Source organism: Zooshikella harenae, assembly GCF_018837975.1.
Classification (GTDB): Bacteria; Pseudomonadota; Gammaproteobacteria; order Pseudomonadales; family Zooshikellaceae; genus Zooshikella; species Zooshikella harenae.
On the sequence record NZ_JAGSOY010000112.1, the window covers coordinates 1 to 8873 of the forward strand.

The 8873-nt window shown below is 39.0% G+C and carries 9 protein-coding genes; 4 read left to right on the forward strand and 5 right to left on the reverse strand.

The features are described from left to right. Nucleotides 1–426: energy-coupling factor ABC transporter permease (locus tag KCG35_RS22655; protein ID WP_215822137.1), on the forward strand; the 426-nt coding region annotated here is incomplete at its 5' end. A gap of 23 nt (nt 427–449) precedes the next feature. On the opposite strand, the gene KCG35_RS22660 is transcribed toward KCG35_RS22655, so the two are convergent. Further along, complete coding sequence (locus KCG35_RS22660; protein ID WP_215822138.1) at nt 450–995, reverse strand: response regulator transcription factor; 546 nt, start codon at nt 993–995, stop codon at nt 450–452. Between the two features lie 86 nt (nt 996–1081). Then, the gene (locus tag KCG35_RS22665; protein ID WP_215822139.1) at nt 1082–2353 is read right to left on the reverse strand and encodes an ATP-binding protein; all 1272 of its coding nucleotides are present in this window, start codon (nt 2351–2353) and stop codon (nt 1082–1084) included. Nucleotides 2354–3000: 647 nt separating this feature from the next. Here KCG35_RS22665 and KCG35_RS22670 point away from each other — a divergent pair. Then, nucleotides 3001–4185: a restriction endonuclease gene (locus KCG35_RS22670; protein WP_215822140.1), complete on the forward strand. Its 1185-nt coding sequence runs from the start codon at nt 3001–3003 to the stop codon at nt 4183–4185. Next, a complete protein-coding gene (locus KCG35_RS22675) occupies nt 4175–4330 on the forward strand; it encodes a hypothetical protein (protein ID WP_215822141.1) in 156 nt (51 codons plus the stop codon). Before KCG35_RS22670 ends, KCG35_RS22675 begins: the two co-directional genes overlap by 11 nt. Nucleotides 4331–4333: 3 nt before the next feature. Here KCG35_RS22675 and KCG35_RS22680 read toward each other — a convergent pair whose 3' ends face one another. Next, a complete protein-coding gene (locus KCG35_RS22680; RefSeq protein WP_215822142.1) occupies nt 4334–4885 on the reverse strand; it encodes a hypothetical protein in 552 nt (183 codons plus the stop codon). A 237-nt stretch (nt 4886–5122) separates the two neighbouring features. After that, nucleotides 5123–5413, reverse strand: a complete 291-nt coding sequence (locus KCG35_RS22685) for a hypothetical protein (protein WP_215822143.1) — start codon at nt 5411–5413, stop codon at nt 5123–5125. Between the two features lie 1261 nt (nt 5414–6674). Between KCG35_RS22685 and KCG35_RS22690 the strand changes: the two genes are divergently transcribed. After that, nucleotides 6675–8261, forward strand: coding sequence for a peptide chain release factor 3 (locus KCG35_RS22690; RefSeq protein ID WP_215822144.1), 1587 nt, complete (start codon nt 6675–6677; stop codon nt 8259–8261). 188 nt (nt 8262–8449) lie between these two features. Here KCG35_RS22690 and KCG35_RS22695 read toward each other — a convergent pair. Beyond that, nucleotides 8450–8873: transporter substrate-binding domain-containing protein (locus KCG35_RS22695; protein ID WP_507236967.1), on the reverse strand; the 424-nt coding region annotated here is incomplete at its 5' end.

Consider the following 8873-nt stretch of genomic DNA (forward strand, 5'->3'; position numbering starts at 1 on the left):
GTTGGATGGCCATTAGCATTGATAGGAGCTGCAGTTATACAGTTTTTACTTATTACTGTTGGAATAACTGATGTAGCGAGTACTGGTATAAACAGCTTATTAATGGCGGGAATTCCCGTTTTGATAACACAACTAATACTGCAATGGGTAGAGGCACGTAAGCCTCGAAATGTTTTTGTTTTTATATTTATTGTGTCATTTATCCCTGCGTTATTATCAACGTTTGTTGTGTTAGTTTTAGCACTACTTTTGATGATTTGGGCGGGTAATCAGTTACCTTTTGGTGTTGGTTGGGAGCTTTTAGCTTTTGCACCATTAGTTATGTTACCTGAAGCGTTTATTAATGGCATGATAATTTCTGGATTGGTCGTGTATTATCCGCAATGGGTAATAACATTTAATGAAAAGCGTTATTATCACCAATAACGCTATAATAAACCGCTCTAAAATTACTCGGGAACAGGACGTTTTTGGAGTTTACGTTGTAAAGTTCGGCGGTGCATACCTAACTGGCGAGCAGTGGCCGAAATATTACCTTGATTAGTTGTAAGTACCTGTTGAATGTGCTCCCACTCAAGTCGGTCTACAGACATCGGGCGCTCTTGTACGGATTGTTCTGGATTGGCTGCTTTGCACAATAATGCCGATATGATTTCATCAGCATTTGCTGGCTTGCAAAGATAGTTGCTAGCACCAAGCTTTATGGCCTCAACAGCTGTTGCAATACTTGCGTAACCAGTCAAAATGACGATCTTCATTTCTGGATTACATACTCTTAGAGATTCAATGAGGGTAAGCCCTGAAGGTCCCTCCATTTTTAAGTCAACGACAGCAAAATCAGGCCTGTGTTTGAGCAGTAATGATTCTGCTTTAGGTACATTGTTAGCAGTTAAAACATCAAACCCTCGTTTACGCATAGCACGAGCAAGTACCTGTAAAAATGTAAAATCATCGTCAACTAATAACATCTTAGGTGGGGTTTCATTTGTTAACATGTTGACCTCAAAATCACTCTGGCTTATCTCCCTCTTTTGCAAGGGAGTATGCTCATTGTTCACTTCTTTATTTTATAGGGTATTGACTAATTATCAGGAATTAGTGGTAGGCGTATATCAGTCAATGTGCCACCACTTGGGACATTAAATAAATGAACAGTCCCTCCTAAGCGGCTAATTGTAGCTTTACTCAGGGATAAGCCTAAACCCAACCCTGTTGATTTTGTCGAGATAAATGGCTTGCCCAGCTGTTCAGCAATTTCTAGCGATATTCCTGGTCCATTATCGAAAAGCTGGATGCTAACCATTTGCTCAGTTTTGCATATTTGAATGTTGACTTTAGATGCACCTGCTTGTTGTGCATTATCTATCAAATTCAAAAAAGCTTGGTATAGCGCTAGGTCACATTCTATTTGGTTTTCTTCTATGGCATTAATGAATTGTACGGAAATTGGGAATGAGGGTTTTAGCAGCTGGTATTGATCAATGAGATGCTGACAAAAATCCGAAAGGCTAACGATGTTTTTTTGTTGGCTTGCTTCAGCAGCATTTACAAGGTTTTTAAGTAGGCTTCGACAATGGCCTACTTGCTGCTCTAAGCACAGTAGGTCATGATGAAGCTCTGTGTTTTGTGTATGTTCATTCAGTAACTCATGAAGAAGTACAGATATTGTCGATAGTGGTGTACCAAACTCATGAGCTGTTCCTGCTGCAAATGTGGCTACAGTCATTAGCTGTTCATTATGTAGGTCTTCTTCTCTCTTCTGGCTAAGCATTTCATGCTGGAGCACTACTGTCTTTGACATTTTTACAATGAAGTATGTGACAAGTAAGGCACTAAACATAAAATTTATCCACATACCGGCAATGTGAAGATTGACCATACTGACCTGACCTTTTTCCATAAAAGGAACAGGAATAGCTATAGGCAATGGTTGGTAAAAGAATAAGAGCCCACTATAAGCAGCAATGCTGATGATTGTAACTGTCCATGTATAGAGCCAAGGTAAAATGGCTGATGAAATAATAATGGGTATCAAATAATAAAAAACAAAAGGGTTACTGGCTCCACCGCTAAAGTACAGCAGAATAGAAAAGCTGATGACGTCAAAGAGTAGTTGAGCAAAAAATTCTCGCTCAGTAACAGGTAGTTGCTGGTAAGTACGAACCCACGTGAGCAATGTGACAATGGATACAATCAGCATTGTTGAGCCTAACGTCCCCCCATCGAGAATGACTTTGGCCCAGAGCATATATGCTAAAGAAATACTTTGACCACACAGCGCCAGAAATCGGATAAAGCAGAGACGACGAAGGTTTTGTCTGGATGGTGAAAATGAGAAAGGCTTATCAAACATAGGCTCATCAGTATTGTAAGTTGAGTTTGTTTGATTATTGTGCGGCAAAAAAAAAAGGCAGGCTAATTTAATTTGCCTGCCAATAGAACCTTATGAGCATGTAAACCAGGGGTGAACGATTATCGCCAAAACCGCTCACTGATCACAACCCTATATAAATCGCCTAGCACAGAGTTGTGAGGGTTTAACAACATGTGAACGAGGCTAATGTTACATGGCTGAAGCAACAATGTGTATGCGACACAGTGTCGCACCAAAGAATGGCTAGTTTGTGGGTTGCTCTGAAGCATTATTAAGCATGTTGTTTGGCTAGCGAGAGTAGTGCGCTGAAGAAGACTCATCAGCAAAATTGGTGCTGCTGTTGAAGAAATATACAGACAAACATTTATGATCTAACCTAAATAGGCAGGCAACATAAGCAACCATGTTTGTGAATGATGCTATAGCCAGTAGTAATAGCAGGTTATTATGTTGTCTGCGTTCTTTAGCTCTGCCTGTTTTTCTATCTTTATTTTACTCTTAGTCACCCGTTCTTAAAGAAAAAATATGTGCTTGCCTCTTCTTATGAGGGGGCAGATGTTTCATTGCAGTTTTTATTGTAACATTTGTTTTTTTTAACATGCATATACCCATAGTGACGACTGTAAATGACGTATAAAGTTCGCACACCTTTATTTCCGCTTTATCACAATGTGCGCTCGCTAATGGGAGCGATTATTGGTGTAGAAAAAAGACGCGTCGTACAGCTTAATAACGCGATTAAAGAACAAACAGGAAGCCCACAACGTACTGTTGATTGGGGGGATCCGGATAGTTGGATTGTCGATCTATTAACAGGTGATGCGGCAGGGCTAGCTCTGAGGGTTTGGCATTTTGGCGATCCACCCTTAAATCCAAGACATATGTATGGTGCTTATCTATTTATCAATAATTATGGATTACTCAAACCTGATCTGGATGGTAAATATCAAATAACAGCCAAAGGGGACGCTTTTTTAGCAGAGCAGCCAGATATTCTTCAGGAATTAGATAGTGCTGAAGGGCTGTTGTATATTCTTGAGTTATTATCTGTTAAAGAAAAAGCTAAAACCAGTGAGTTACTGACAGACTGGCATATCTATTTACAGCAAGTGTCGAAAAATAACACTCAAAGTACAGCAAAAGATGCACTACGGCGTCGGTTGCAAAATTTAGTTGAACGAAAACTAATTGGCCGAGCAGGTAATTATTATCATATTGTAAAGCAGGGGCGTGATTGGTTATCTAACAGTCTGCCTGCACAACAGGATGAGCCGACTCGTGAAGTGCTTGCCGCTTTAAATGCATATAATGTAAAACAAAAAGAAGCATTGCATCATGCACTGTGCCAGATGACCCCTCTGCAATTTGAACGGTTAATTGCAGAGCTGCTGGAGGTAATGGGTTATCAGGACGTTGAAGTAACAAAACCTTCTGGTGATTTAGGTGTTGATGTTGTTGCTAATGTACAAGTGGGTATTACAACAGTCCGAGAAGTAGTTCAAGTGAAGCGTATGGCACATACAACACTGACTCGGCCATTTATAGATCAGCTACGAGGTGCATTGCCTTACCATAAGGCAATACGAGGCACACTAATCACCCTTGGTCGGTTTGCAAAAAGCTGTGCTGAAGCTGCACTGTTTCCTGGCGCTTCACCAATCACACTTATAGATGGTGAGCGATTAATAGCGTTGCTAATTGCTCATGAAGTTGGGATCCGAAAACGTAGTATTGAAATGCTTGAAGTGGATTTTACATTCGCAGTGGAGCATGAAGAATACAAGATTCAGCAGTACGAGTTTGCAGACTGATTTTCTAGTAGCACATGAATTATTAAATAGTCATGTACCTTCAGTTGAAGAAGGCACACAATTAACGTCTTATAGTGATAGTGGAGAAAAGCGCCTAGCATTATCGAATGTATTGCCAGTTAACTTTGCATTCTCACTCAATTAAGGATTACATGGGAGTGTTCACTAACTCAAAGCTACGAGGTCCCATGATAGTTATATCAGTCCACTTAATGATGCCCGCATTTTTAGCAAAGTAAATGCTGCCTAATCCCGCATCATAGCAACGGTGTGGACCAGAGAAAAAGCTAATTTCTGTCACATCAGTAAATGTGCCTGCTGCGGTAGACATTTTCTTATGGTGTTGCTTTATGACGGTTCCTGCAGCACAGAGTGATCCACTATAACTGTTGGTTGAACCAACTTCTTGTGAAAAGTCCACATAAAGTTTAGCTTTTTGGTTTTCTTCATCCCAGACATAAAGCTTGCCATCTTGTTCAGGACGAAGCCAGACTTTTCCTAATCCTGGAAAACCATTATATAGATACCAACCATCAGCTTCACGCTCTATAGAAGCGCTAGAATGCTGTCCTGTATAGGATAAATCAACATATTCCATTTTTTTACCAGCAAAAGCAGGTAGATAATTATCTGCTTGGCTTAAAGCAGGTGTTAAGAGAGTAGCAAGAATAATAGGCGTTAGTCTGATTGATTTAATCATTATATCCCCCAAATTGTAATCCATTATTTATGGTCGCCGCATAACTATACGACATATGTTTTATTATAATTTGATTTGTGTCAAATTGTAATAGTGTAATAGTCGCCGTAAAAGTGTGGTTATAGGTCTAATTGTGTGCTTAAACAACGATATGCTTAATAAGGTGATATTTATTAACTGAAGTAACTCAGATACCTTGAGCTGATAAAGCCCAAGGTGTTTTGATAATGAACGGTATTAATTGCATCTAAAGTTAATTCTGCTTACTGAAATATAATCAGGTGTTAGTTGTTTGTGATTTTTTGTTATTACCTGAAAAGCTAATTTATCATTTACATCATTAAGCATTGAAACATCAATCCTAGCTACAAAAGCAAATGTAGCATTTGGCTCTATTTCGATATCAATGGGTCCATACTGGAAGTCAAAAGGCGGTTTTTCTCTATCTGGGATTGACCATATATTAGGTTTTATGTCATTCGAAAAAACCAGATTACTGCCTGATATGTTAGTAAAAATTATTTGCACAGAGATCCTTTCTACATCCTTAAATACATCAGTTGTAAACCAGTGTTCATCATTATTAAGCGTCGTAGGGCAAAGTGGGTCGGGAGATGGGTCAGAAGGTAGTGGCTCTGATGAAAAGCTACCATCAGCCTGACCCGTATAGACAAGAATTAACTTACTGCCTCTTGGTGAGAGTAAAATAAGTACCTTATCTGCAAGTCCATCGCTTGTTACATCTGCAAATGATTGGTGGCTATTAGCTACGTTAAACCCAGTAACTTTAGGAATATGAGTGATGCCTTCTTTGGCAAAATAACCTGTGCCTGTACCTAAGTAGGTAACTGATATACCTTTTTTTTGATTGTAACTAAATCATTAGCAGTATCACCATTTACATCAGTCAACAAGAAGTCATCTGGGGGGCTGGTTTATCTAATAAAGATAATGTGTTCGTTTGAGCCCATGAGAGAGGAATTGTTAAAAAAATAAGTAAAACAATTTGCGGTATATAGAGTGATAAAATTTTCATTTGTTATCCTTAACAGTAAATTTCATTGTAAATATATACCTATAGCGAAATATTTTATTAATAGGTGACTGTGGCGGAAGTTAAATGCTCCCGCATTAACTGCAATTCCAACACCGTTGTTGGTCAAGAACGCAGACAAGAAACCCTTTGTGTCCTAGCGATATAAAATTGATTCGCGAGGTATACGTAGTTAATAACCACAAAAGTAGTCTTCTTTTTAACAGCTGAACTACTGGCTAAATAATAACACGAGATATTAGATTGATTATGTAGAATTTTACTCTAAGAAATATACTGATTATTAACTATGTAAATAAAATTTTGAGTTTATCGGGTTGGCGTGTTTTTGTATTTAACTATTTGTTTTTAGTTAATAGTTGCTGATTATTATGGCATGTTATTTTATGGGGCAGGTTTGAGATGGTTTAAATTATTACAGAGATTTTTGACAATTATTATGAAGAATTAGTGGTTTAGTTTAGAGTATATTAATCAAGGGAGTAAGTTATATGTTAGGTGCCAGATAGAAAGGATTCTTGTTTGAAATTGGGTATTCATAGCCCATTTTATTTTTGTGGCATTTGTATAGCTGTACTTCAGGGTATTATGTAATAGGAACAATAAATAGGATGGTTACTGTTTCCCATAGGCACTTGAATGAAAGACCGTTATAATGGTCGGCTTTATGATGCTCTTGCATCTTGACTTAAGAGCGGCTGAGTACCAAACAGCGTCCAACGTGAAGATTTAATTATGTCGAACACACAGTTTGTTGATGAAGTAAAGCGCAGAAGAACTTTTGCAATTATTTCTCACCCTGATGCCGGTAAAACAACCATTACAGAAAAACTACTGCTGTTTGGAAATGCAATCCAGCTGGCAGGGACGGTGAAAGGTAAGAAAGGCTCCCGAATGGCAACCTCTGACTGGATGAGTATGGAGCAGCAGCGGGGAATCTCTATTACCACATCGGTTATGCAGTTCCCATACCATGATCGAGTTGTAAACCTACTAGATACCCCTGGACACGAAGACTTCTCGGAAGATACCTATCGCACGTTGACTGCAGTAGACTCCGTGTTGATGGTTATTGATGGCGCCAAAGGGGTTGAGGATAGAACCATAAAGCTGATGGATGTCTGTCGGTTACGTGATACCCCTATTTTTACCTTCATCAATAAAATGGATCGTGAAGTACGTGAGCAAATTGAGGTGCTTGATGAAATTGAAAGCGTACTGAAGATTCAATGTGCTCCGATAACCTGGCCAATAGGCATGGGGAAAAACTTCAAAGGTGTGTACAACCTGTATACAGATACAATCCACGTATATACGTCTGGACAGGGGCATCGAATTCCAGATGATATCCAAATCAAAGGTTTGGAAAGTGATGAAGCAAAAGTTGTGCTAGGAGACCTGTTGGATGATCTGATTGATGAAATTGAGCTGGTTAAGGGTGCAAGCCATGAGTTTGACTTGGATGCATATTTAGCAGGAAAACTGACGCCAGTGTTTTTTGGTACGGCATTGGCGAACTTTGGTGTAAGAGAAATGCTCGATGACTTTGTTGAGTGGGCACCTGCGCCACAACCACGGTCAACAAATGTGGAAGAAGTTGATCCATACTCTGATACGTTTTCTGGCTTTGTTTTTAAAATCCAGGCCAATATGGACCCTAAGCATCGCGACAGAATTGCTTTTATGCGGGTTTGCGCTGGTAAATACACGAAAGGGATGAAGATGCGCCATGTGCGTATTGGTAAAGACATAAAAATCTCCGATGCGGTGACATTTTTGGCGGGTGATCGTGAGAACGTAGAAGAAGCAATTTCAGGTGATATTATTGGATTGCACAATCATGGGACTATTCAGATTGGTGATACGTTTACTGTAGGTGATCATTGCAAATATACTGGCATACCACACTTTGCACCTGAGTTGTTTAAACGAGTTCGACTTAAAGATCCACTTAAGTTGAAACAGTTACAAAAAGGTTTACAACAGCTATCAGAGGAAGGTGCTACACAACTTTTTATGCCTCTGAATAATAATGATCTTATTCTTGGGGCGGTAGGTGTTTTGCAGTTTGAAGTTGTTGCCCATCGTCTTCGGGAAGAATACAAAGTAGAATGTATTTATGAGCCCGTTAATGTAAATACAGCACGTTGGGTAGAATGTGATGATCCGAAAAAACTGGAAGAGTTTAAACGGAAAGCAGCAGATAACTTATCGATTGATGGCGGTGGTTTCTTAACGTATTTAGCGCCAACACGCGTTAATTTATCTTTAACGGAAGAGCGTTGGCCTGACGTGCGTTTTAGAACGACAAGAGAACACTAAAATATACTCTCACGAATCATTTTATACCCCTAGAGCACAAGGGGGGGGATTGTCGGCGTTTGACCACCATGGAAGGTGGGAACGCCGCTTATTAATGAAGGTGTATTTAACTGTCTCCACCCCAGTCTCTATTGAACGAGTGACTGGGGTTAGAAAATAAAATGAAAAACGAGAGAAGGAATTAAAGGTTACTTAGTAAAGGTTTTAATTATTTCGTCTATTTTTCCATCTTTTTTTAGTTTTTCAAGTTGTGTATGATATTTCCCTTTAAAATCGTTTAGAAATTTAAACTTTTCTGAATTTTTAGTAAAACCAAGATAGCCAAAGTTTCCACTTACTGTGGCTCCTCGTTTAACACCACTACCTGAGTATTTTCCTGCTTTTTTCAGATTGCCCAACTCCCACTCAACAGATAATGCATCATTGATATAACAATCAATACGTTTATTAATAAGCTTAAGCAGGTTTTTTGAATTGCCTTTAGTTTCACTGAGCTTGATTTTACCTTCATAAACAGCTTGCTTAAATTTATCACCACCAATTTCAAAGCCAGAATTTCGCCCAATATTTAAACCATAGTAATCTTCAGGCCAAATTGGTTTAGGTTTGCTT

Excerpts from the sequence above, each read along its gene's own strand:
- KCG35_RS22660 (WP_215822138.1), bottom strand. The coding sequence starts at position 995 with ATGTTAACAAATGAAACCCCACCTAAGATGTTATTAGTTGACGATGAT.
- KCG35_RS22665 (WP_215822139.1), bottom strand. The coding sequence starts at position 2,353 with ATGTTTGATAAGCCTTTCTCATTTTCACCATCCAGACAAAACCTTCGT.
- KCG35_RS22670 (WP_215822140.1), top strand. The coding sequence starts at position 3,001 with ATGACGTATAAAGTTCGCACACCTTTATTTCCGCTTTATCACAATGTG.
- KCG35_RS22680 (WP_215822142.1), bottom strand. The coding sequence starts at position 4,885 with ATGATTAAATCAATCAGACTAACGCCTATTATTCTTGCTACTCTCTTA.
- KCG35_RS22690 (WP_215822144.1), top strand. The coding sequence starts at position 6,675 with ATGTCGAACACACAGTTTGTTGATGAAGTAAAGCGCAGAAGAACTTTT.